Genomic DNA, 22,868 nt, shown 5'->3' with positions numbered 1-22,868 from the left:
TGGACGGCGGCTGCTGACCACCGGGTCAGGCGTCGGAAAAGGGGATAACTTCCCGGACGCTCCCCAACGGTAGGGTCACGACCACTTGACCACGTGTCGCATTCCCCGTACCGTCACGCTCCGTAGCGATCGACGGGAGAACCCCGAGCAGCACTGGGAGTGTCCGAATGCCCTCTGAATACGCCAAGTCTCTGGGCGCCCGCCTGCGCTCCATCCGCCAGCAGCAGGGTCTCTCCCTGCAGGGTGTGGAGGAGAAGTCGAACGGGCGGTGGAAGGCCGTGGTGGTCGGCTCGTACGAGCGTGGCGACCGGGCCGTGACGGTGTCCCGTCTGGCCGAGCTGGCCGAGTTCTACCGCGTACCCGTCTCGGAGCTGCTGCCTGACGGCAGTGGCGTCCGTCACGAGCCCACCAGCAAGATTGTCCTGGACCTGGAGCGGCTCTACGACGAGGCCTCCGAGGACCTGGCCTACGTGGCCCGCTACGCCCGCGCCATCCAGCAGCAGCGCGGCGACTACAACGGCCGGGTGCTCTCCATCCGCGCCGACGACCTGCGGGCCCTCGCGATCGTCTACGACGCCTCACCGTCGGGTCTGATCGAGCGGCTCACCGAGCACGGCGTGCTGGTGGCCGACCCTCGGGCGTTCTTCGCCTCCTGATCCACCGCTGCACCGAAGGGGCCCGTGCCATCCGGCACGGGCCCCTTCGTGTTGCCGCGTTCGTCGGCGCGACGCTCAGCGGGTGGCGTACTCGGCGATCCGGCCGAGCACCCCGTTGAGGAAGCGCGGCGAATCGTCCGTCGACATCTGCCGGGCCAGTTCCACGGCCTCGCTGATCGCCACCGCGTCGTCGATCTCGTCGACGTAGAGCAACTCGTAGACGGCGATCCGGGCCAGATTGCGGTCGACGACCGGCATCCGTTCCAGCGTCCAACCCTCGGCGTAGCTGGCGATCAGCTCGTCGATCCGGTCGAGGTGCTCGGCGACACCCTCGACCAGGCTGACGGCGTAGCCGAGGTGCTCCGGCCGGGGCTGCTCGATCCGCTGCACGTAGCCGGCGAGCACCTCCACCGGAGGCTTGTCCCGAAGGTCGGCCTCGTAGAGGACATCCAGCGCCCGCTTGCGCGCCTTGCGGCGCGCCGGCATCTGCTGCTTGGCACCCTCAGCCATCAGGCGCGGCCGAGGTAACGGCCGTCGCGGGTGTCGACCTTGATCTTCTCGCCGGTGGTGATGAACAGCGGAACCGGCACGGTGGCGCCGGTCTCCACGGTCGCCGGCTTGGTGCCGCCGGTCGAACGGTCGCCCTGCAGGCCCGGCTCGGTGTAGGTGACCTCCAGCACGACGCTGGTGGGCAGCTCGATGTAGAGCGGCACACCCTCGTGCTGGGCGACGGTCGCCTCCGCCTCGGGAAGCAGGTAGTTGGCTGCCTCACCGACGGTGCCACCGGGCACGGTGATCTGGTCGAAGGTCTCCAGATCCATGAAGACGAAGTCCTCGCCGTCGGCGTACAGGTACTGCATCGTGCGCTTGTCAACGGTCGCGGTCTCGACCTTGGTGCCCGCGTTGAAGGTCTTGTCGACCACCTTCCCGGACAGCACGTTCTTCAGCGTGGTGCGCACGAAGGCACCACCCTTACCGGGCTTGACGTGCTGGAACTCGACGACGGCCCACAGCTCGCCATCCAGGTTGAGTACCAGGCCGTTTTTGAGGTCGTTGGTGGAGGCCATTTCCTGCCTTGATCATCAATTGGCGGACAGACCAGAGAAGTCTACTAGCTGCGTCTAATCGGTCGGTCCCCGCTTCCGGCGGCCCCTCAGCGGGTGGCCAGATGGTGCAGGGCGAGGCGATAACCGTCAATGCCCAGCCCGCAGATCACACCGGTCGCCACCGCCGACACCACCGAATGGTGCCGGAACTCCTCACGGGTGTGGATGTTGGAGATGTGCACCTCCACCAACGGCCCGCGCAGCATCGCGCAGGCGTCCCGCACGGCGTACGAGTAGTGCGACCAGGCGGCCGGGTTGAGCACCACCGCGGCGCCCTCGTCGGCGGCGGTGTGCAGCCAACCGAGCAGTTCGTGCTCGGCGTCGGTCTGCCGGACCGTCACCGTCAGCCCCAACTCCCGGCCGGTGGTCTCGCAGAGCGCCACCAGGTCGGCGTAGGTGGTCGCGCCGTACACGTCGGGCTCACGGGTGCCCAGCCGGCCCAGGTTCGGCCCGTTCAGCACGTAGACCCTCACGGGGTTGCCACCTCGCGGTAGGCGGCCTCCAGCAACGCGTCGTCCGGGCCCTCCAGCATCGCCGGACGGGCCAGCCCGTCGAGCACCACGAAGCGCAGCCGACTGCCCCGGGTCTTCTTGTCCACCCGCATCGCTGCCAACAGTTGCGGCCAGGCGTCGGCCGGGTAGCTCACCGGCAGGCCCAGCGCGGTCAACGTGACCCGGTGCCGGTCGGCGGTCGGCGCGTCCAGTCGACCGGCGAGGCGGGCCAGCGTGGCCGCGTACACCAGACCGACGGCGACGGCGTGACCGTGCCGCCAGCGGTAGCCCTCGTTCTGCTCGATGGCGTGGGCCAGGGTGTGACCGTAGTTGAGCACCTCCCGCAGGCCCGACTCGCGCAGGTCGCCGGCGACCACGTCGGCCTTGACCCGGATCGCCCGTTCGATCAGCTCCCGGCTCACCGGCGCACGCGGGTCGGTGGCGGCCACCGGGTCGGCCTCGACGAGATCCAGGATCGTCGGATCGGCGACGAACCCGCACTTGACGACCTCGGCCAACCCGGCCGCCAGGTCGACAGCGGGCAGGCTGTCCAGCGTGGCCAGGTCGGCCAGCACCCCGACCGGCGGGTGGAACGCGCCGACCAGGTTCTTGCCGGCGGCCGTGTTGATGCCCGTCTTGCCGCCCACCGCGGCGTCGACCATGCCCAGCAGCGAGGTCGCCACCGGCACCCAGCGCACCCCCCGCAACCAGCAGGCCGCGACGAAGCCGGCCAGGTCGGTGACCGCGCCGCCGCCCACCCCGACCACCGCGTCGGTACGGGTGAAGCCGGCCGCTCCCAGCCGGTCCCAGCAGGCGGAGGCCACGTCGATGTGTTTGCCCGACTCGGCGTCGGGGACCTCGATCGGCAGCGGCTCGACGCCGGCGGCACGCAGCCGCTCGCCGAGCGCGTCCCCCAGGGCCTTGAGCGGAGGCGCGTGCAGCACCGCCACCCGCGTCGCGCCGGGCAGCAGGCCAGGCAGCGCGCCCAGCAGGTCACGTCCCACCAAGACGTCGTACGGCCGCTCGCCGCCGACCGGAATCCGGGTCACCTCGTCCATCGCCGGCAGCCTAGTCCAGCGGACGCCGCGGCGACGGCGGCTGTCCACCTGCTGGCCGGGCCGCCCAGTCCGCCAACCGGCGGGCGTGCTCGGCCACCGCGACGCGCAGCGCGTCCGGCTGCCGCACGGTGAACGGACAGCCCAGCCCGGCGAGCAGCGCGGCCATCCCGGGCAGGCTCTCCGCCCGGGCCCGCAGCAGCACCCCGTCGGTGGTGACGGTCAACTCGGCCACGCTGGGCGGGATGCGGCGGCGGGCGGCAACCAGGTCGGTCTCCAGCACCACCTCGACCTCGTGCCGGTACGGCACCCCGGCCAGCGACCGGGTCACAAAGGCCACCGCCTCGAAACCGTCCGGCACGGTGAACGTCGCCACGCCGGGCGTCACCGCGCCGATCCGGTCCAGCCGGAAGGTGCGGATCTCCCCGCGCCGGTGGTCGTGGCCGGTGACGTACCAACGGCCGGCGTGGAAGACCAACCCGTACGGGTCGAGTTCGCGGTGCGACAGCTCGCCCCGCCAGGAGCGGTAGTCCAGCGCCACCCGCTGCCGGTGCCGGGTGGCCGAGGCCAGCGCGAGCAGGGTGCCCGACGCCGGTCCGCGTTCCGCTTCCGGGCGACGCAGGGTGAAGCCCAGATGCTCCTGGACGGCGGCGAGCCGGTCGGCGAGCGCCGCCGGCAGCACCCGGCCGATCTTCGCCAGCGCGCTGGCGGTGGCGGGCTGCTCGGTGGCGAGCCCGACCCGTTCGGCGACGACGAGACCGAGCAGCACGGCCACCGCCTCGTCGTCGGTGAGCATCAGCGGCGGCAGCTTGTAGCCGGGGTGCAGCCGGTAGCCGCCGTGGCGACCCCGGTCGGCGGTGACGGGGATGCCCAGCTCGACAAGCGTTGTCGCATACCGGCGCACGGTCCGCTCGTCCACCCCGAGCTGCCCGGCGAGGTCGGCGGCCGTCGACCGGTGCCGGGTCTGCAGCAGTTCCAGCAGGGCCAGCACCCGACCTGCGGGATGTGACACGGGCCACTCCTTCAAACCGGGCGGATTCTGTCCGGATTCGATCGTACGGTCTAGCGGTAACCGAGCAAAGGAGCGACAGATGGCGACATTCGTGCTGGTCCCGGGGTTCTGGCTGGGCGCCTGGGCGTGGCGGGACGTGACGATCGCGCTGCGGTCGCAGGGCCACGAGGTCTATCCGATGACACTGACCGGCCTGGCCGAACGCGACCACCTCGCCGGGCCGCAGGTCAGCCTGGACACGCACACCACCGACATCGTCCGGCTGATCGAGGTCGAGGACCTGCGCGACGTCCTGCTGGTCGGGCACTCCGGCGGCGGGATGCCGGCAGCCCAGGCGGCGGACCGCGTCCCGGACCGGATCGCCCGGGTCGTCTATGTGGAGAGTGGGCCGCTACCGGACGGCACGGCGCAGTTCGACACGGTGCCGCCGGAGGAGCAGCAGCGGCTGCGCGAGGCGATCGGCACCGGGCACCTGCTGCCGCCGCCCGCCTGGGACCCGGCCGCCGACCCGACCAACCTGGCCGGACTCGACGAGCCGACGCTCGCGCTGCTGCGCGCCCGGGCCACCCCGCAGCCGCTGCGGACCGCCACCGACCCGGTCCGCCGCACCGGCGGGCGCCCGGTGCCGACCGCGCTGGTGGCCAGCACCTTCCCGCTGGACGTGGTGCGGCAGATGATCCGCCAGGAGCATCCGTTCTTCACCGGCCTGGCCGACGGTCAACTGCACGAGCTGCCCACCGGGCACTGGCCGATGCTCAGCGAGCCGAAGGCGCTCACCGACGTGCTTGACCTGATCGCCTGCGGCTGACCGACGCGCCAGGTTTCCGCGAAGCCGTGAAACCGGCGGTGGGGGGCAGGCGTGTTGGGGGTGCGTCGGCGATCAGCCACGGCGTGCCGCCACGGTGACTGCCTGCGGACATGCGGGCAGCGGGTGAGGAGTTGGACATGATCAAGGTTTCCAGATGGGCCACCGGCACGGTGCTGCTGGCGTGCGGCGCTGCTCTCGCGGCCTGCCAGTCCGATCCCACCGCGTCCCCGGGCGCATCCGCCGGGCCCTCCACCCCCACCTCGGCTTCGGCCTCCGCGTCGGCGTCGGCGTCCGCGTCGTCCAGCCCGCCGCCGTCCAAGCCGGCGGCGTCCAAGCCGATCGAGCCGGTGCTCAGCGGTGAGCGTGAGGTCACCATCGTGCGGGTGCAGGCCGTCGAGGGCGGTATCGCCCTCGACGGTCAACTCACCGAGGTCGACGATGACAGCGGCCGACAACTTTTCGTCCCCACGCCGGTGGGGGGCGATGCCTACCTGATCAAGGCCTACGGCCGGGCGGACAACCACCCCGCCAACGACGAACCCGCCTGCTGGCAGGCCACCAACCCGGGCAACTCCCAACCACTGACCGTCGAAGGCGCCGTCTGCGACGCCAACAACCCCGCGCAACGCTTCACCATCACCGCCAAGGGGAAGAACGCGTACGCCATCAGCAACCGATCCGCGTACCTCCAACACTCCAAGACCAACGGACTAATCCTCGAAGAGGTCGCCGACGGGCCGCTCCTCAGCACGTTCCGACTCGTCGACAACGGCCCCGCCCGCCAACCAGCCGGCGGCTGACCATCATCGGACCCGACGGCGCGGGAGGGCGGCGCCCCGGCCACCCTCCCGGGCACAAGCACTCCACCCGCACGTGTTCGGGTGTGTCAGGCCATCTATCCTCGTTGACGGCAGTCGACGACGGGTTGGCGAGCACCGGGACCGCGCGCTGGGTGGACGGGCCACCCGGATACGGTCCGGGCAGGGCGGGAGTACACGGGCACATGCGTAACGCCCACGAGTTCGACGACTTCTACACCGCGTCCTCCCGCCGGGTGCTGGGTCAGGTGTACGCGATGATCGGCAATCATGCCGAGGCCGAGGACGCCGTGGCGGAGGCATACCTCAGGGCGTGGGATCGGTGGAGCAGGGTGCGTGAGTGCGACAGCCCCGAGGCATGGGTGCGCCGGGTCGCGTACCGGATCGCCGTCTCGGCCTGGCGCAAGGCCGCGAACCGTCTGCGCGCCCACCGCCGGGATACGACCACGGAGCAGGTCGACGCCATCAGCCCCGACCACGTGGCACTTGTGCATGCCCTCCGCCAGATCTCCGCCGACCAACGCCGGGTCATCGTCCTGCACCATCTCGTGGGCCTCAGCGTCGCCGAGATCGCCGCGGAGACCGGAGCGTCCCCCAACACGGTCAAGACCTGGCTCGCACGCGGCCGTCGGGCCCTGGCCGAGCACCTCACCACCGTCGAGCCTTACGTCATGGACGGAGGGCAGCCCTGATGCCTGAGCAGAACCTCGACGATGGCCTGCGTTCGCTCGCCGAAGAGGGCGCCCGTCGCGGCCGTCTCGCCGACGCCGCGGTGGTCCGCCAACGCGGTGACGCGTACCGCAGGCGACGTCACGTGGCCTCGGCTGCGGTAGGTGTCGCGGTGGTGGGCCTGCTCGGTGTGGGCGTGGCGGTAGGCCGCCCGGCGGCCGGGCCGCCTCCGCCGGCGGCGAGCCCGACGACCGCCGGCCCGTCCGCCTCCGCGCCCACGGCACCGACGACGCCGCCGTCGACCCCGTCGACGTCCGCCGCGCCCCCGTCCTCGCCAACCGGCACGATCGACCCGGTGCTCAGCGGCCAGCGTGAGATCACCATCGTGCGGGTGCAGGCCACCGAGGGCGGCATCGCCCTCGACGGTCAACTCACCGAGGTCGACGACGACAGCGGCCGACAACTCTTCGTCCCCACCCCGCTCGGCGGCGACGCCTACCTGATCAAGGCCTACGGCCGGGCGGACAACCACCCCGCCAACGACGAACCCGCCTGCTGGCAGGCCACCAACCTCGGCAACGCACGGTCACTCACCGTCGAGGGCGCCGTCTGCGACGCCAACAACCCCGCACAACGCTTCACCATCACCGCCAGCGGCACGAACGCCTACGCCATCAGCAACCGATCCGCGTACCTCCAACACTCCAAGACCAACGGCCTGATCCTCGAAGAGGTAGCCGACGGGCCGGTACCCAGCACGTTCCGACTCGTCGACAACGGCCCCGCCCGCCGTCCGGCGGGCGGCTGAGGCACCGACCGGCTGGCGTCAGCGGGGCAGGAGCGCGGCGATCTCGGCGACGACCTCGGCTGGCGCCCGGCCGTCGGTGATCACCGTTTCGGTGGCCACCTCGGCGTAGAGCGGCCGGCGCTGGTCCAGCAGGTGCTTGAGGGTGGCCCGCGGGTTGATCGCCAACAGCGGCCGGCCGGCGCCGAGCCCGACCCGCTTCACCGCGTCGGGCAGCTCGACCGAGAGGTGCACCACCCGGTGCCCGATCAGCGCGGCCCGGGTCTCCTCGGCCAGCACCGCGCCGCCGCCGAGGGCGAGCACTCCGGTGCCGGCGGCCAGCGCCGCGGCCACGGCGGCCCGTTCCAGGGTACGGAAGTGCGCCTCACCCTCGTCGATGAAGATCTCCGGGATCGGCTTACCGGCCATCTGCTCGATGTCGATGTCGGTGTCGCGGAACTCCACGCCGAGCGTCGCGGCGAGCGCCCGCCCGACGGTGGTCTTGCCGCAACCGGGCGCGCCGACCAGCACGACCACCGGCGCCATCAGCGGATGACCAGCGCGTCGAGGTAACCGGCCACGTTGCGGCGGATCTCGGTGACCGAGTCACCGCCGAACTTCTCGGTGGCCGCCTCGGCGAGCACCAGCGCCACCATCGCCTCGGCGACCACCGCCGCGGCGGGCACCGCGCACACGTCGGAGCGTTGGTTGATGGCGGTGGCCGGCTCGCCGGTGGCGACGTCCACGGTGGCCAGCGCCCGGTTCAGCGAGGAGATCGGCTTCATCGCGGCGCGGACCCGCAGCGGCTCACCGGTGGTGATGCCGCCCTCCAGCCCGCCAGCCCGGTCGGTGACCCGGCGCACGCCGGTCGCCGACGGGATGATCTCGTCGTGCGCCTCCGAGCCACGGGATCGGGCCTGCTGCCAGCCGTCACCGATCTCCACACCCTTGATCGCCTGAATGGACATCAGCGCGGTGGCCAGCCGGGCGTCGAGCTTGCGGTCCCACTGCACGTGGCTGCCCAGCCCCGGCGGCACCCCGTACGCCAGCACCTCGACCACGCCACCGAGGGTGTCGGCGGCCTTCTTCGCGGCGTCGACCTCGGCGACCATCAGGGCGCTGGCCTCCGGGTCGAGGCAGCGCAGCGGGTCGGCGTCGATCCGGGCGGTGTCCGACGGCGTGGGGCGCAGCCCCGGCTTCGCGGCCACCGGGCCCAACTCGACGACGTGCGAGACGATCTCGATGCCGAGCGCCTGCCGGATCAGCGCCTTCGCGACGGTGCCGACCGCGACCCGGGCGGCCGTCTCCCGGGCGCTGGCGCGCTCCAGGATCGGCCGGGCGTCGGTGTGGCCGTACTTCTGCATGCCGGCCAGGTCCGCGTGGCCCGGCCGGGGGCGGGTCAGCGGGGCGTTGCGCGCCTGCCGGGCCAGCTCGTCCGGGTCGACCGGGTCGGCGGCCATCACGGTCTGCCACTTCGGCCACTCGGAGTTGCCGACCCGGATCGCCACCGGGCTGCCCAGGGTGACGCCGTGCCGCAGGCCGCCGAGCAGCTCGACCTCGTCGCGCTCGAACGACATCCGGGCACCCCGGCCGTAGCCCAGCCGGCGACGGGCCAGCTCGTCGGCGATCTCGGTGGTGGTCACCTCGATGCCGGCCGGCACCCCCTCCAGCATCGCGACGAGGGCGGGACCGTGCGATTCACCTGCAGTCAGCCAACGCAACACAGCGGTCAGTCTGTCACGGCCCGCCACCGGCGCGGCACGCTCCCCGGGGCGTCCCGCCCAGCGGACGCCGCCGCCCGCCGAGCCGGGCGTCCGGTGCCCCGCGCCCGTCGACGGCGCTCAGATCCCCCGACCGCGCTTGTGCAGGGTCCGCAGCACCGCGTCGGCCCGGACCACCCGACCGGCGACGGCGAGGGCCAGGTAGGCGCGCGGCTCCCGGGGGTTGCTGCGCAGGGTGCGCCGGGCCCAACGCAGCGCGCCCCGGCGGTCGCCGGCGGCGGCCTGGGCGAACGCGATCTGCCCTGCCACCCGGGCTTCGCCGGCCGGTTGACCGGCGAACTCCGGATAACGGCGCAGCAACCACTGCAACGCCTCCGAGATGGTGTCCCAGCGCTGCGCGAAGTACGAGCGCTTGTGCCAGCGGACCAGCACCGACGGCGTCCGCAGGTTGATCAGTGGCGCACTGCGCGCGGCCCGCAGCAGGAACTCGTAGTCCTCCGCGTAGCTGCCCGGGATCTCCTCGTCGACCAGCCCGAACCCGTCGCGCAGCGCGGTGGCGCGGATCAGGAAGGTCGACGGGTGCAGCTCCGTCATCCGGTCGCGCAACAGGTCGTCCAGGGTGATCCGGTCCTTGTCGAGCACCCGGTCGACGGTGTGCCCGTCATAGGTGACCCGGATGCCGCAGCAGACGAACTCGGCGGCCGGATCACCGGCCAACGCGTCGACCTGGGCGGCCAGCTTGCCGGGCAGCCACTCGTCGTCGTCGTCGCAGAACGCGACCAGCTCACCCTCGGCCGCGAGGGTGCCGCTGTTGCGCGCCCCGGCCAACCCGGCGGTACGGGTGTTACTGATCACGCGGACCACGCGCGCCGGGTCGCCGCCCAGCGCTGTCAACGACTCGTCGGGCGCGGACTGGTCGAACACCACCACGACCTCGATCAGGCCCGGGTAGTCCTGCGCCAGGATCGCGCGCACCGCGGCCCGCAGCAGCTCGGGGCGGTCCCGGGTGGGCACCACGACGCTGACGCTCGGCTGCTGGGTCATCGAATCTCCTCCGTACCCGGACGCGGCCGGGACCAGGCCCGCCACCGGGGTGGGCGCGGGGTCGAACGGGCCACCAGGTCGTCGACGATCTGCCCGACCCGGGCCACCGCCGCCCGTTGTGCCTCGTGTGCCTGCGGGTCGGCGGCCACCGCGTACCGGGACGGGTCGGCCACCCCTGCGGACAGCGCGTCGTGCAGCGCCTCCCGGGTCTCGCAGAGCGCCACCAGCCCGGCGGCGCCGAGCCGGCGGGCGAAGAGAAGCTGGTGGTTGTCGACGTGCTCACCGCGAGCCGGGTCGCGGGGCACCACGATGGGCAGGTGGCCGTGCCGGCGGGCCTCCAGGATGGTCGCCGGGCCACCGTGGCAGACCACCAGGTGCGCGTCGCTCATCGCCTGTTGCAACGCGTCGTGACCGAGGAACGCCACCGCGCCGGGCACCTGGGGCGCGCGGGTGTGCCCGTGCTGGACGGTCAGCCCGATCGGGCCGGCGGCCTGCGTGTGCCACTGCGCCAGCCAGTCCACGAGCCGGTCGAAGGGGTGCTTGTCGGTGCCCACCGCCACCAGCAGTCGCAGTTGGGCGACCGCCGAGCTGTCGCGCTGGCGCGGCAGGCGGGCCGCCTCGGTGCTCGGCTGCGGTTGCGGACGTCGGGCGGTGCCCGTCTCCCCCGTCACAGCAGCGTCCCGACGACTGTCGCCTCGGGGTACTGCCGGCGCTGCTCGTCCCACTGCACGAGCATCGCGGACAGGAACGGCCGGCAGAGCCGGGCGGTGAGCGTCGGGGTGTCGATCCGGTCGTACACCTCGATGTAGACGGTCGGGATGCGCCGCAGCCGGGCCAGCACCACGAACGGCACCGCCACCCCGGCGCCGGTGGTGACCACGGCGGCGACCCGCCGCGCCCGCAGCACCCGCCAGGCCAGCAGCGCGTTGCGCAGCAGGTTCGGCACGTTGCGGGTGGTCGGGTGGTGTGCCGGCACCAGGTCCTCGCCGGCCAGCAGCGACACCGCCTCCGGGGTGTCGAAGGTGACCCAGCAGCGCCGCCACCGTTCGTACCAGGGCCGCAAGGCCAGTAGTTGGGCCAGGTGCCCGCCGCTGGAGCCGACCAGCAGCAGCACCGGTGCCCCACTGTCGTCGTTGTTCGTGTCCACGCGACTCCCCACAAGTTCGCTTGGAATTTCAGTTCACGCCAGGCAGAAGCAGATCACACGATCCCCGGTCGTTGAATAGAGCGACCGGCCGAGATGGCGATCTCCGCAGCAGGTGGTGCGGGCGCACCGAACGTCCGAGGTCCATCGATCGTCATGACCACCTGCGATTTTGTCGTTACTCTGCGGCGTGCCTGCGCCGCCGCGATTCCTCCCGATCAGCCGCTATGTCTTTTCTCGATGACGTCCAACAGTGCGGGATGCAGTGCGGCGTTCCAGCCCGCGCCAGCGTCGGCCAGCCGCCAGGTCCGCAACCACATCTCCACCAGGTACGCGTCGGCGACGAGCCGGCGCTGCGCCGCGTCGAGACCGAGCCGCTCACCGTGCCGGCTCAGATACCCGTCGACGGCCGACGCGGCGACCTCCGCCGGCTCCCCCCGCAGCACGAGCGCGCGCTGGAACGCGTCGTGCGCCAGGTCGAAACCGACCGGCACGTCCGGCCCGCTGTGCTCCCAGTCCCAGGCGACCAACCGGCCGGCGTGCCAGCCCAGGTTCCACGGCACCCAGTCGCCGTGCCAGTGACCGAACTCGACACTGGTGTCGCCGTGCCGGCGGGCCAGCGCGCAGACCGCGGCGACCGCCCGCGCACCGCCCGGCTCGGTCGCTGCGGCCCGGCCGGCCTGATCGCCCAGCCGGTGCAGGAAGGCCGAGTCGAGCAGCGGACGAGGGGTGCCCGCCGGGCCGCCGCGCCGGGCGACGGCGAGCAGCGCGGCGATCCGTGGCGGGTCGTCCACCGGCACACCGCGTACCGCAGGAGGCAACGGCTCGATCACCGCGACCACCTGGCCCGCCCACGACACCTCGGCGAGCAGCCTCGGCGGCGTCGGGTGGTCGGCGACGTCGGCCACCGCGCGCAACGCCCGCAGCGCCGCCGCCTCCGCGCTGACCAGCGCACGGGTCGCGTCATTCCAGCCGATCTTCGCGTAGCCACGCGGACGCCCGTCGGCGTCGAAGAGTTGCAGGGTGGGCTTGCCGTTCGGGTCGGGTGGGCGGACCCCGAAAGCGGCCAGCAGCGGCGTGTCGCCCAGGTCGGCGGAGAGCCGCTCGCTCAGCAGCAGCTCCGCGGCGGGCACCCCGGCCGGCACCGAGACGGTCAACGTCGGGAAGGGCGCGAGCCCCACCCGACCCAACCGGGCCAACCCGCCGAGCACCGCCCGCAACGCGCGCACCTTTGGTGGCCGCAGGGCGTTGTACGCCAGCAGGGACGCCGCCCCGGCCCGGGGCGCGCCCAACGGCACCAGGAACCGGGCCTGGGCGACCGACGGCACCACCGCGTACCGGGCCACCGCCCGGTGACCGGCCGGCGGGGCGCCCGCCACGGTCAGGCCGACCCGGTCGTCCGGGAAGACCGCGCGGCTCACCCAACCCAGGCCGTCCACCCGGGAGCGCGGGTCGGTGGCCGGGCCCGCCTGGGTCGTCACGCCGCCCGGTCCGCCCAGTCGAGGTCCAGCCCGAGCCGCTGGCGCAACGCGTCGTTGTACGGCCGGTAGTAGTCGGTCAGCTCAGCGCGGACCGTCGGCTCCAACGGCGCCGAACGCCGATCGTTGTAGACCTTGAAGTTGGGCAGGTCGTACGCCGGCAGACCGAGGAAGTCCAGGGTGCGCCGGTAGGTAGCGCGAGAGTCGCGGTACAGGTCCTCGCTGGGCAGGAAGAGGATCTGCTGCCGGTCGAAGCGCTCCAGCCACGGCTCCAGGTGCTCCAGGTAGCGCCCCCGGGCCCGGTACGTGTACCAGTCGTACGGCTCGCTGAACGACTCCGGTTCGGCGATCAGCCGTTCCCGCTCTCCCGCCGTACGCTCCGGCTCGGCCGCGAGCGCGGCGGCGAAGTCCAGTGGTTCGATGCCGTGGGTGCGGCGTTCCTTCCAGTGCGAGTACGCCCGCTCCACCGGGTCCCGCAGCAGCACGATGAGCTTCACCGTCGGCATCAGCGCAGCGACCCGCTGCGCGGCGAGCGGGTGGAACATGTACAGCGGGGCGGCCTCACCGACCCGGACCGGCCCACCGTGCCGCTTGGCCAGGGCGTCGCGTTGCCGCTCGGTCGGGAAGTGCGAGCGGTACCAGGCTTCGCCGCGACCCCAGTGCTCCTCGAAGTAGTGCGCCGACTTGGTGTTCCACGCGGGGAACAGCCGGGGCACCAGCGGATGCTGGATGAGGTAGTTCCACAGCGAGGTGGTGCCGCCCCGTTTGGTCCCGATGATCAGGAAGTCCGGCAGCGGCCGGCGATCGCTGGTGCGAACGCCGTAGTCGACGAGCGACTCCTTCACCCGGGTGGTCACCTGGGTCGGAACCAACTGCTTGACCCGGTCACGCATGGACACCACGACGGACCTCACCTGCCTCTCGTCGATGCCGGGGCGGGTCCGGCGGCCGCGGCCGCGTCGTTCCCTCCACGGATCTGCCTCATGGTCCCCCGGATACCGGCGCGTACCCGGGGCAACGTCAACATGCCGACGCAGCCGGCCAGCAGCACCGCCAGCGCCACCGCGAGGCCGGGCAGACCGCGACCGCCCACCAGTGCGCCGACGCCGGCGGCCAGGCCCACACCGGCGACGGTGGCCACCGCGGCACGCACCATCGCGGCGTCGAACAGTGGCTCCCGAACCACCGACCGGGCGAACCCGGCGGCGGTGAGGTTCTCGGTGGCGATCCCGGCCGCCCAGGCCACCGCCGCGCCCGTCGCGCCGTAGCGGGGGATCAGCCAGAGGCCCAGCGAGACGGTCACCGTCAACCCGGCCACGGCGGCGACCAGGTGCAGGCCGCTGCGCCCGCCCATCAGCAGCAGGCTCTGCACGTTGCCCACTCCGGTGTTGACCAGCATCGCCAACGCGAGCACCGTCATCGCCGGCACACCGGCGGTGAACTCCGGCCCGAACAGCTGGAGGAAAGCCAACGCGAAGACCGCCAGCAGCAGGTACACCGGCCAGGACAGCACCAGGCCCCAGGTGGTCAACTGCCGGTGCACGGCCGCGGCGGCGGCCCGCTCGCCCCGCCCGAGCAGTCGGGACAACTGCGGGGACACCGCCACCCGCAGCCCCTGCATGGCCAGCTGACCGGCCAGCACGTACCGGCCGACGGCCCCGAACACGCCGGCGTCCGCCGGCCCGGCCAGCGCCGAGGTGAGCAGCACCCCCACCCACATGCTGCCGGCGTCGATGGCCGCCGAGGCGGCCCGGGGCAGCGCGAAGCGCCAGAACGTCGACCAGTCGGCGCGGCGCGGACGCAGCGTCGCCCCCCGGCCCAGCCCGAGCGGACCGGCGACGAGGGTGAGGCAGACCAGCAGCGCCAACGCCGCCGGCACCAACCAGCCGGTCATGCCGGCGAGCAGACCACCACCGGCCAGCGCGGCGGCGCCGACCAGCACCGGGCGGGCGACCGGCAGCAGCAGGAACTGCACCCCGACGTACGCCCGGATGGGCCGTACGCAGCGCAGCGCGGCCAGCAGCAGGGTCATCGCCACCACCACCGGCACCGCGGCGAACGTGACGGTGAGCAGTGTGTCGCCGCTCGCGCCGGAGCCCTCCAGCAGCCGGGGCGCGAGCGCGTCGGCGGCCAGCACGCCCACACCGGCCACCAGGAGCCCGGCCAGCAGCGGCGGGATCAACGCCACCGGGAGGATCCGGGCCGCGTCGCCGCGCACACCGGCGGTGCGCCGGGGCAGCGCCCACATCAGACCGGTCTCCGCGCCGAGGGTGCAGATCGCGGTGGCCACGGTGACGACACCGATCGCGGCGAAGAACGCGCCCGCGCCGGCAGTGCCGTACCCCCGGGTGATCACGACGGCCAGCACGAAGCCGAACAACCCGCTGGTGGCCGCGCCCAGCAGTCCGGCCACCCCGCTGCGCGCGCTGCGGCGGGTCTCGGCCGCGCCGACGTCCCCGGCGGGCGACGGTGTGGCCTGGTCCTGGGCGGGGCCGAACGACGGCCGGCCCTCGTCGGCGCCGGCCGGTGGTCGGGTGGCGGCGGTCACGCGGGCACCGTCGCGGTGCGCGGGGCCGCCGGCGACGCCCCGACCAACCGGGTCAGCCGTTCGCGTTCGGTCAGCGCCATCGCGAAGGCGACAGCGAAGAACGCGACCGCCAGGTTCTGGTTCGCCATGCCGTAGAACGGGATCTGCACGAGGCAGACCACCGGCACCACCGCCAACCACTGCCCGGCCGCCGATGTCGCCCGCGCGCAGATCAACGCGGCGGCCACGAACCACGCCAGGAAGCAGAGCAGCGCGGGTACGCCATGGCTGAACAGCACCATCCACAACTGCCCCTGGGTGCCGATGGGCGCGGCCGCCGAGACGGTGTCGACGTTCACCGGAGCGCCGTAGCCCAACCACGGTGACTCCTGCACCCGGCGGATCACCTCGGTGTAGAGCGAGAGCCGGTCGGTGTTGGTGTCACTGGAGTCGACCCGCCTGCTGATCAACTCGGTGATGGGAATGAACAGTGTGGCCAGCCCGCCGATCACCACCACCCCGACGATCGACGCGGCCACCCGGACGTTGCCGCGCAGGCTGGCCCGCACCCCGAGCACCGCCAGCCCGGCGCCGAGGCTGAGGAACATCGCCCGGTTGAGGGTGAGGAACGCCGGTGCCAGCGACAGCGGCAGCGACGCCAGCAGCGCCCAGCGCAGCAACCCGCGCGGGCGCAGCATGGCGAAGGCCACCACGCAGGGCAGGGTCATGGCGTACGCGCTGCCGTAGTTGTTGGTGTACGCGAACGGCGCCGCCGGCCGGTAGATCGGGTTCAGCGAGCGGGCGCTGTATTCCGCGGTCGTGAGGTGCACCATGTCCTGGATGAACGGGGTGCCGGCCACCCCGCCGGGCAGCAGCACCTCCATCGGGGTCGTCATGGCCAGCCGGGGCACCAGCACCCCGAGCCAGCCCAGCGCGACCAGCCCGAACCAGAACGCGCAGAGCGGGGTGAGCACCGCCACCAGGCTGGCGCGTTCCCGGGCGGCGGCGTAGACGTAGACGCCGACCACCAGCGCGGTCAGGTAGAAGGCCAGGCGCAGGGCGAAGGTGAGCAGCGAGGCGGGCGACGACAGTTGGGTGGCGCTGACCACCACGATGGCGAGGAAGAGCAGCCAGATGCCGGCGGCCGGCGGCAGCGGCACCCGCCCCCGGGTGAGCAGCAACGCGAACAGCAGCGCGCCCAAGAGCGGCCAGCCGAGGTAGAACGCACCGAGCAGCCACCACAGTGGCACCAGGCCGAACATCATCGTCAACGGCCAGAGCGGCAGCTGCGGTGGCGCGGACGGCGGCAGCGGCACGGCCTGCTCCGGAGCGCCTCCGGTCGGTGGTTCGGTCGCCGGGGCGCGGGTCACCGACACGCTCAGGCCCGGCCGTTTCGGGTGAGCACGAAACCCAGCGGGGTGACGCCGGCGGCGCGCAGCCGCTCCACGAGGCGTCGCAGGTCGCTCTGCCGGGTGCGGTCCCGCTCGACGACCACCACCGCGCTGCCCTGCCGGGCGACGGCCACGCCACGCTCGTCGGACTCCGCCGGAGGGGCGTTGAACAGGACCAGACCGTGGTCGGCGCCCTGGCGCCAGGTGCCGAACCGGACACTGCCCACTCCCACGGCAACCTCGTCGGGGGCGACGACGCGATTGTTCTCCGGGCGGGCGGACGACACCCGCGGCAGGGTCAGCGTGGCGTCCGGGTCGGTGGACGGGCGGGCACCGGGCGGGTGCGGGGAGGGCCGGCGGGCGGGTGCGCTGTCAGTGGTGGCACCAGCGGCCGGTGTGCTGCCGGCGGGTCGGGGCTTGGGCACCAGCGGCCGGGACGGGTCGATGGGCAGCCGCCCCCGGTCGGCGAGCACGCTGGCTCGCAGCCGCTCGATCCGGCCGCTGTCGTCGGCGACGAAGACCTCCCGCCCGTCGACGGCGAGCGCCACCGCGAGGCCGGCGGTGAGCGCTGTGGCGTCCTCCCGGGCGCTGAGCAGCGCCACCCGGGCGGGCTGACGGACCCGCTCGGCGACCGCCATCGCCACGTACCGGATGTCGGCGTCGACCGCCCGGGGGCTGCCCCGGAACGCCGGTCGGCGCACCGTGCCGAGCAACGGCAGGCCGGAGGCCTCCCGGCCGTCGGCGACCGAGCGGACCCGCCGGTCGGTCGACTCCCAGAGGTAGGCCAGCACGATGCCGACCAGGGCGCCACCGAGCAGGCCGGCGACCAGGTAGAGCGGCCGGTGCCCGGCGGAGGTGACCAGCGCCTTCTCGGCGGTCTGGGTGACCCAGCCGGGGTTGACGTCGACGGCCGCGATCTCGGTACGGGCGGCGTTGAGCTGGGTGAGCTGGTTGTTGATCCCGGCCAGCTCGGCCACCAGCGCGTCGCCGGCCGCGGTGTCCTTGGCGGTGTTCGCCCGCTTCTGCAACGCGGTCTGCTGGGCGACGACCTTCGTGATGCTCTCGTCGTAGGAGCGCAGCATCTCGGCGCGCTGCTGCTCGTACATGGTCCGGCGCACGCTCAGGTAGGCCTCGGCGGCCAGGTTGGCGCTCTCCACGGCCCGGTGCGCGTCGCGCGCCTGGTAGGTGAAGCGCAGGATCTGCCCGCCGGTGGGCACCTCGACCTCGAGCGCGTCGCGGATGTCGCGCGGGTCACCGCCGGCCGACTCGGCGAGCCGCTGCACCACCTCGGTGCCGGTGGCGATGCCGCTCTCCACGTTCATGTTGACCGCGCGGTCGGCGCCCGCGCCGCTGGGGGTGAAGGCGTCGGTCACCACCGGTCGGACCGCGACCACGGCGCTCGCGGACATCGCCGGCGGCACCAGTAGCACGTAGCTGAGCGCGGCGAGCAGACCGACCAGGGCGACCGCCGCCACCAACCGCAAGCGGTGCATCGGCACCCTCAGCAGGTCGGTCAGTGTCACGGCCCGCGAGGTGCCGGAGGGCGGGCCGTCCGTGGGCCAGGAAGCGGGCGCTGCGTCAGTCATGGAACTTCTTCACCGTCTGTTGAGGATTGCCGACGACCACGACGCCGGGTGGTACGTCCGTGCGGACCACCGTCGCCGCGCCGACGACGCTGTCACGGCCGACCCGCACGCCCTTCAGGACCAGGGCGTGCGCACCGACCCAGACGTTGTCCTCAAGGACGATCGGGGCCCGGGTGAGCGGGCCCGGCGGTGCGTGCCGCTGTTCGGGGGGCAGGTTGTGGAAGTCGTTGTCGAGCAGCTCGCAGTCCGACAGGAGGCACCGGTCCCCCACCGTCACCGAGGTCCAGGTGCCGATCCAGGTGGCGTTGAGCAGACAGTCAGCGCCGACGCGCACCTCGCCGGGGCCGGCGAAGCGGACGAGCTTGTTCAACCGGGTGCGGTCACCGATGGTGACCCGCACGCCCCGGCGCAGCCGGATCCGGCCACGGATCTCCACGTCCCGACCGAGTGTCAACCGTCGGTAGCGGAGCCGGTACCAGCCGCGTTTGACCGCGAAGACCAGACGCACCGCGCGTCTCGTTCGGATGCCAGCGGCGCCGAGCAACGACCCTCCCCACATCGTGGGGCCGGCGGCGGAATCACCACCGCCGCCGGCCCAACGTGAACAATCTACCGATGCTTCGTTACGAACGGTTGACCGTTACTGTACGGAGAAGAATGTCGATGGGGTAGACCAGGACAACTCGGGCGTGGCCGCAGTGATCACCGTGGCCGCCGCCCCGTTGACCGTCGCGGTCGGCGCGGCCGTCGGGTCGAACGGCACGCTGCGCAGCGCGCCGTCGGTGGCACCGTAGACGATCCGGCCGTCGACCCACGCCATGCCACGCACCCCGGACCAGGTCACGCCCGTCGTCGGCAGCGTGAACTCGGTGGCGCCGAGGTAGTTGCCGTCGATCTCGAAGTAGCGGTAGTAGAGGTTGTTGGCCCCCGTCCGGGTGTAGTAGAGCCGCCCGTCGAGGAAGAAGGCACCGGTCAGCAACGCCGGGTTGTACCAGTCGTTGTAGCCGGACGCCTCCCACGGCGAGCCGATCGCGCCCCCGTTGAAGAGCGAGACGTCGATCCGGCTACCGGTCGGCGTGCCGGCCACCGTGTGCGACCAGTAGATCCGGTCGTCCACCCGCCACGTCGCACCGGCCGCCGTGTACGCGGGCTGGCTGACAGTGGTCGCGGTGCCCAGCGCGGTGCCGTCGAACGGCACCTTCGCCATCGTGCCCGGGGCGGTGCTCAGGTAGAGGTTGCCGCTGGTGGCCGACGGCGGGTTCTTCGGGGTGATCGTGCGGCCGCCGGCCAGCGGGAACATGCCCAGCCGGCCGTGGTACTCGTCGCCCATGCCGTCGGAGTTGTGCCCGAAGTAGAGGCCGTCCGAGCCGCGCCACAGCACCGGCACCGAGGAACCCCACGCGGTGGTGCCGGCGGGCATCGACGCGCTGCCGCTGCGGCGCGGGTTCCAGTTCACCGGCATGCCGGTCGCCGGGGTGACGGCGGCGATGCCGAGCCGGTCGATCGCCCCGTTGCCGGCGTTGTCGCTGGCGTTCGGGTTGTTCAGCCAGCGGAAGTGCCCGCCCAGGTAAATGACGTTGTCCGCCACCTCCACCGAGGTGATGGTGTCGTTGCCGGTGAAGTCGACCCAGGTGGCGAGCTGTCCGCCGCCGCGCGCGGCGGTCTCGAAGCGGACCAGGGCGTCGCAGTAGGCGGACGGCCAGCCCGCGCCGCCGTTGGTGCCGACCACGAACCAACTACCGTCGCCACCGAACTTCACGTCCTGCACGTAGTGCACGAAGGTCGCCGGTGCCGCGCACGGCGCGACGAACTTGTCGCTGCTCCAGTCGATCAGCATGGGCGTCGCGGAGACGTCCACCAGTGCGATCTGGTTGCGCGCCAGGCCGTTGACGAGTGTGAAGTTGCCGCCGACGACCAGCGTGTTGCCGTCCGGCGCGACGTCGATGGTCCACACGTACGACGTGGTGCTGTGCCGCCCGACGGTCGCGTCGATGACGAAGCTCGGGTCGATCGCGCCGGTGGTCGCGTTGAGCCGGCCGAGACCCACGTGCGCGGTGCCGTTGAGCCAGTTGAACGCACCGGCGACGTACAGCCAGTTGCCGGACAGCGCCAGGTCGCGGACCGTGCCACCGTCGGAACGCCCGACCCAGCTGTCGATGATCGCGCCGGTCGACGGGTTGAGCGCCACCAGGTTCTTGCGGGAGACGCCGTTGACGTTCTTGAAGGCGCCGCCGACGATCAGCGTGCCGCCGGGACCGGCGATGAGGGTGTTGACCGCGCCGTCGAGCACCGGCAGGAACGTGGTCGACATGGTGCCGGTGGTCCGGTCGTACGCGAAGAGGTAACGCTGCGTGATCCACGCCGAACTGGCGGTCTGCCGGAGCTGGGTGAAGCTGCCGCCGACGAAGACCGTGTTGCCCACCTGCGCGAAGGCGCGGGTTTCACCGTCGCGGGCATGGGGGGTCGCGTCGGCGGGGTTCGCCGACACCAGCGTCGCCGTCGTCGGGGCCGGCACCACAGCGGCCGACGCGGTGGTGGGCACGCCCAGAGCTGCGGCGATGATCGCCAACGCGACCATCCCCGCCCGAGTACGACGTCGTCCTGCGGAACGCCACAAGTGCGGAAGTATGGGCACGCTGCGCCTCCAGATTGGATGAGAACCCGAGGTAGCGTGCCTCGTCCAGCCTGGTTAACAAAATCCGCCGATTGGGCGGTGCATGAATCCGCAAGCCGACAGAACGCCGGAGGATCGGTTGCGCGACCCCCCGGCGAACGCCGTCCGGTCAGATCATTCGGGTCGTCAGCGGCTACCTCCGGTGGGTTGCCGCAGGTAGGCGTCCTTGCCGGCTTGCGTGAAGCCCGCCACCGCCGCGGCGTCGTGGTTCATCGTCATGTCACAGGTCGACGTGCGGCTGGTCATACCGGCCGAGTTGAAGTAGATGGCCGCCTTGATCTTCGGGTGCGCCTTCAGCGCCGCCGGGAACTCCTGGAACCAGCGCTGCTTGGCGCCCGGGTCGGCGGAGTTGAAGTTGGTGCCGAACTCGGCGAGCATCCGGGGCTTGCCGGCGCCGATGCCGTTGTCGTCCAGCCAACGGTAGAAGCCACCGATCGTCGTGCTCGGGCTCTTCCACACCGTGCTGCCGTTGCAGACGTGGAAGTTGTACGGGTCGTAGGCGACCCAGTCGACATACCGGTCACCGGGGTACAGGCCGGCGTAGCGGGAGTAGTGCCCCGACCAGCCCATCATCGTCCAGACCCAGACCGCGTTGGTCGCGCCGGCGCTGGCGAACCGCTCGTGGACGTAGCGCCAGGCCCGTACGAAGTCGGCGTCGCTGCCCTTGTTCGGCTCGTCCTCCGGCTCGTGGTCGAAGCCGATGAACACCGGGACGCCGGCGGCCCGGATCCGGCCGGCGACCGCGTCGATTGTCGCGTCCTGCTTGCCTCCGTAGACATCGGACCACTTGAGGGTCGTGCCGGCGGAGAAGTCGCGGGACTCCCAGGCGAAGAACATCAGGCGGCCTTCGCGCATCTGCTGCGTCTCGTACACGTCGGGGAAGGCGCCGTTGCTGCCCGAGTTGGAGAAGTCGTGATAGCGGTGCACGATGTCGAACTTGCGCCCGACCTGCGCCTCCACGTCCGCGACGGCCTTGCCGTGGTCCCAGCCACCGGCAGCTCCGGCCGGTGAGTACATGCCCCACCAGGCGCCGCAGGACGGGACGAGCTTGTCCGAGACGGACCCACACTTGCCGGCCGGCAGGGTGCCGGTGGGGCTCGGGGTCGCCGTCCGGGTCGGGGCGACGGTCGGCGACGGCTTCGGCGCGGCGGTGGTCGGTGACACGCTCGGCGTCGGCGGCGGCGCCGGCCGGGTGGTCGTCACCGGCGAGGGCCGGGCCCCGAGGTCGTAGCTGATCACCAGGCTGGGTCGCAGGTCCGGGTTGCGGTTCTCGACCGACGCCCAGTAGATCCGGCTCTCCAGGCCGCTCTGCGCCAGCGAGACCGTCCAGGTGCCGTTGCCGGTGACCAGTTTGGAGACGTCCCACTCGTTGACGCCCTTGGACACGCTGGTCACCCTGTCCAGCGCGGCGCCGGCCGGCGTCAGCGGAGGCCGCGACTCGCGGGCACTCAACGGCGACGCGTGCGCCGTCACCGTGGCGGCGAACTGCTGCCAGGCGTGCATCCGCAGCGTCGCCCGGACGTTGACCGCGGCGGCCGGCACGGTGGTCACCGCGAACTCGATGACCGCCTCGCGGCCACCGCGCGGGTTGCCGTCGCAGCGCGTCGCGCAGGTCGCGAGGGTCGTCTTGGCCGCGTTGTCACCGTCCTGCGTCACCGCGGTCGCGGTGGTGTCCGCCGCCGCCCGGATCGACAGGTCGTCGCTGGCCAGCAGTGGCATCATGGTCGCCACGATGCCGGCCACCACCGAACCGCCGACCACGCCGATGGCAATCGCCTTACGCCGGGGTCCGGAACGGAACCGGGTGATGCGGTGCAGTCCGTGCCTGGTCAAGGAAACTCCCTGTGTCTGCGTCCATAACGGTGAGCAGCGTATCGATGACCAGCACAGGTCGCAGGTAGGAC

The 22,868-nt window shown here is 72.4% G+C and carries 23 protein-coding genes; 5 read left to right on the top strand and 18 right to left on the bottom strand.

Going from position 1 to position 22,868, the window contains the following annotated elements:
* Positions 1-167: 167 nt before the first annotated feature.
* Positions 168-656: a transcriptional regulator gene (locus QCZ28_RS22815; protein ID WP_007458348.1), complete on the top strand. Its 489-nt coding sequence runs from the start codon at positions 168-170 to the stop codon at positions 654-656.
* Between the two features lie 75 nt (positions 657-731).
* Here the strand turns inward: QCZ28_RS22815 and nusB are convergent, their stop codons facing one another.
* The 5 genes from nusB to QCZ28_RS22790 all read right to left on the bottom strand — a co-directional run bounded on the left by nusB (position 732) and on the right by QCZ28_RS22790 (position 4,320).
* Entirely contained in the window at positions 732-1,142 is a 411-nt protein-coding gene (gene nusB / locus QCZ28_RS22810) for a transcription antitermination factor NusB (protein ID WP_279518609.1), read from the bottom strand.
* Between the two features lie 23 nt (positions 1,143-1,165).
* Positions 1,166-1,723, bottom strand: coding sequence for an elongation factor P (gene efp / locus QCZ28_RS22805; protein ID WP_007458344.1), 558 nt, complete (start codon positions 1,721-1,723; stop codon positions 1,166-1,168).
* A gap of 86 nt (positions 1,724-1,809) precedes the next feature.
* Positions 1,810-2,235, bottom strand: a complete 426-nt coding sequence (gene aroQ, locus QCZ28_RS22800; protein ID WP_279518556.1) for a type II 3-dehydroquinate dehydratase — start codon at positions 2,233-2,235, stop codon at positions 1,810-1,812.
* Positions 2,232-3,311: a 3-dehydroquinate synthase gene (gene aroB, locus QCZ28_RS22795; RefSeq protein WP_279518555.1), complete on the bottom strand. Its 1,080-nt coding sequence runs from the start codon at positions 3,309-3,311 to the stop codon at positions 2,232-2,234. Before aroB ends, aroQ begins: the two co-directional genes overlap by 4 nt.
* A 10-nt stretch (positions 3,312-3,321) precedes the next feature.
* The gene (locus QCZ28_RS22790) at positions 3,322-4,320 is read right to left on the bottom strand and encodes a YafY family protein (protein ID WP_279518554.1); all 999 of its coding nucleotides are present in this window, start codon (positions 4,318-4,320) and stop codon (positions 3,322-3,324) included.
* A 79-nt stretch (positions 4,321-4,399) separates the two neighbouring features.
* Here QCZ28_RS22790 and QCZ28_RS22785 point away from each other — a divergent pair, with 79 nt between their 5' ends.
* From QCZ28_RS22785 to QCZ28_RS22770, 4 genes are all read left to right on the top strand, one after another.
* Complete coding sequence (locus QCZ28_RS22785; protein WP_279518553.1) at positions 4,400-5,128, top strand: alpha/beta hydrolase; 729 nt, start codon at positions 4,400-4,402, stop codon at positions 5,126-5,128.
* A gap of 137 nt (positions 5,129-5,265) precedes the next feature.
* Positions 5,266-5,928: a hypothetical protein gene (locus QCZ28_RS22780; RefSeq protein ID WP_279518552.1), complete on the top strand. Its 663-nt coding sequence runs from the start codon at positions 5,266-5,268 to the stop codon at positions 5,926-5,928.
* 203 nt (positions 5,929-6,131) lie between these two features.
* On the top strand, positions 6,132-6,638 hold the full coding sequence (locus tag QCZ28_RS22775) for a SigE family RNA polymerase sigma factor (RefSeq protein ID WP_279518551.1): 507 nt from the start codon (positions 6,132-6,134) through the stop codon (positions 6,636-6,638).
* Positions 6,638-7,423: a hypothetical protein gene (locus tag QCZ28_RS22770; protein ID WP_279518550.1), complete on the top strand. Its 786-nt coding sequence runs from the start codon at positions 6,638-6,640 to the stop codon at positions 7,421-7,423. Before QCZ28_RS22775 ends, QCZ28_RS22770 begins: the two co-directional genes overlap by 1 nt.
* A gap of 18 nt (positions 7,424-7,441) precedes the next feature.
* On the opposite strand, the gene QCZ28_RS22765 is transcribed toward QCZ28_RS22770, so the two are convergent.
* The 13 genes from QCZ28_RS22765 to QCZ28_RS22705 all read right to left on the bottom strand — a co-directional run bounded on the left by QCZ28_RS22765 (position 7,442) and on the right by QCZ28_RS22705 (position 22,797).
* The gene (locus tag QCZ28_RS22765; protein WP_279518549.1) at positions 7,442-7,945 is read right to left on the bottom strand and encodes a shikimate kinase; all 504 of its coding nucleotides are present in this window, start codon (positions 7,943-7,945) and stop codon (positions 7,442-7,444) included.
* Positions 7,945-9,123 (bottom strand): chorismate synthase, encoded by a 1,179-nt coding sequence (aroC, locus tag QCZ28_RS22760; protein ID WP_030335634.1) that lies wholly within the window; start codon positions 9,121-9,123, stop codon positions 7,945-7,947. Before aroC ends, QCZ28_RS22765 begins: the two co-directional genes overlap by 1 nt.
* Before the next feature lie 117 nt (positions 9,124-9,240).
* Positions 9,241-10,164 carry a glycosyltransferase family 2 protein gene (locus QCZ28_RS22755; RefSeq protein ID WP_279518548.1) on the bottom strand — a complete coding sequence of 308 codons (924 nt, stop codon included), beginning with the start codon at positions 10,162-10,164 and terminating at the stop codon, positions 9,241-9,243.
* Complete coding sequence (locus QCZ28_RS22750) at positions 10,161-10,835, bottom strand: glycosyltransferase (protein ID WP_279518547.1); 675 nt, start codon at positions 10,833-10,835, stop codon at positions 10,161-10,163. The genes QCZ28_RS22755 and QCZ28_RS22750 overlap by 4 nt, the downstream gene beginning before the upstream one ends.
* Positions 10,832-11,311: a polysaccharide biosynthesis protein gene (locus QCZ28_RS22745; protein WP_030335627.1), complete on the bottom strand. Its 480-nt coding sequence runs from the start codon at positions 11,309-11,311 to the stop codon at positions 10,832-10,834. Before QCZ28_RS22745 ends, QCZ28_RS22750 begins: the two co-directional genes overlap by 4 nt.
* A gap of 215 nt (positions 11,312-11,526) precedes the next feature.
* Positions 11,527-12,789 (bottom strand): hypothetical protein, encoded by a 1,263-nt coding sequence (locus QCZ28_RS22740; protein WP_279518546.1) that lies wholly within the window; start codon positions 12,787-12,789, stop codon positions 11,527-11,529.
* Positions 12,786-13,688, bottom strand: coding sequence for a sulfotransferase domain-containing protein (locus QCZ28_RS22735; protein WP_030335624.1), 903 nt, complete (start codon positions 13,686-13,688; stop codon positions 12,786-12,788). Before QCZ28_RS22735 ends, QCZ28_RS22740 begins: the two co-directional genes overlap by 4 nt.
* An 8-nt stretch (positions 13,689-13,696) precedes the next feature.
* Positions 13,697-15,334, bottom strand: coding sequence for a lipopolysaccharide biosynthesis protein (locus QCZ28_RS22730; RefSeq protein WP_279518545.1), 1,638 nt, complete (start codon positions 15,332-15,334; stop codon positions 13,697-13,699).
* On the bottom strand, positions 15,331-16,629 hold the full coding sequence (locus tag QCZ28_RS22725) for an O-antigen ligase family protein (RefSeq protein ID WP_279518608.1): 1,299 nt from the start codon (positions 16,627-16,629) through the stop codon (positions 15,331-15,333). The genes QCZ28_RS22730 and QCZ28_RS22725 overlap by 4 nt, the downstream gene beginning before the upstream one ends.
* 62 nt (positions 16,630-16,691) lie before the next feature.
* The gene (locus tag QCZ28_RS22720; RefSeq protein ID WP_279518544.1) at positions 16,692-18,290 is read right to left on the bottom strand and encodes a lipopolysaccharide biosynthesis protein; all 1,599 of its coding nucleotides are present in this window, start codon (positions 18,288-18,290) and stop codon (positions 16,692-16,694) included.
* On the bottom strand, positions 18,283-18,849 hold the full coding sequence (locus QCZ28_RS22715) for a DapH/DapD/GlmU-related protein (RefSeq protein WP_279518543.1): 567 nt from the start codon (positions 18,847-18,849) through the stop codon (positions 18,283-18,285). The genes QCZ28_RS22720 and QCZ28_RS22715 overlap by 8 nt, the downstream gene beginning before the upstream one ends.
* A gap of 81 nt (positions 18,850-18,930) precedes the next feature.
* A complete protein-coding gene (locus tag QCZ28_RS22710) occupies positions 18,931-20,868 on the bottom strand; it encodes a hypothetical protein (RefSeq protein WP_279518542.1) in 1,938 nt (645 codons plus the stop codon).
* Positions 20,869-21,090: 222 nt separating this feature from the next.
* Positions 21,091-22,797, bottom strand: a complete 1,707-nt coding sequence (locus QCZ28_RS22705) for a glycoside hydrolase (RefSeq protein WP_279518541.1) — start codon at positions 22,795-22,797, stop codon at positions 21,091-21,093.
* Positions 22,798-22,868 lie beyond the last annotated feature (71 nt).

The sequence above is a fragment of the Micromonospora sp. DH14 genome (assembly GCF_029809455.1).
Taxonomy (GTDB): domain Bacteria; phylum Actinomycetota; class Actinomycetes; order Mycobacteriales; family Micromonosporaceae; genus Micromonospora; species Micromonospora parva.
This window is presented reverse-complemented; position numbering and strand designations above follow the sequence as displayed.